The organism is Bartonella sp. AP72JLCBS (assembly GCF_042195705.1).
Classification (GTDB): domain Bacteria; phylum Pseudomonadota; class Alphaproteobacteria; order Rhizobiales; family Rhizobiaceae; genus Bartonella.
The window spans coordinates 1-606 of record NZ_JBHIOU010000131.1 but is presented as its reverse complement, the minus strand read 5'-3'; the positions used below and the strand labels follow the sequence as shown (position 1 = coordinate 606).

Annotated in this window: 1 pseudogene; it reads right to left on the bottom strand. The window is 48.0% G+C overall.

The features are described 5' to 3' along the window. Positions 1 to 606 (bottom strand): annotated as a pseudogene (locus ACFILO_RS09730) (hypothetical protein); the annotation flags it as partial.

The window sequence follows — 606 nt, the reverse complement described above, 5'->3', positions numbered from 1 at the left end:
TGGCACTGGCAGCGCCCGAGGCTGCTCCACCCGTAACCGCCGTGACAGCCAATGCCACGAGAGCCGCACCGGCTTCTGTCAGCCCTTGGGCTTTATAATCCCAGTCTTTAAATTCAGCTCGAACTGCTTGCCAATCCACTTGCTTGGATAATTCTGGATCATCACGCAGTTGCTTAATCCATGCCAAGCCTGGGGAGCGAGATAATTGCTCAAGAGATTTGTCTAAATCACCGGTTGCCTCATATTCAACAACGAAGCCATCACCCGCATCAAGCTTTATGCCACCCTTAGCATCTATGGTGACATGCTCGATGGTCTCCTTAAGGTAACCTTTATCGCTCTCACTCCACCACACAAGGTTTTCATTACGCTGATAAACGTCCTTAAAATCTTGATCCTTGTTGGTCAGAAACTTGATTTTTCCCGTATCTGATGCCAAATGCGTCTGACCACCACTTGATAGCCCTGCCGCATCAAGCGTGAGATCCCCATTTTGCGCATGCATGGAGAGGTTGCCCTCTGTTTCTATCGTGGTTTTGTTTGTAGTAACTTCTGTTGATTGTTGACGAAACTTATTCTTTTGCTTCGATTTGTCGCCTTCTTTGC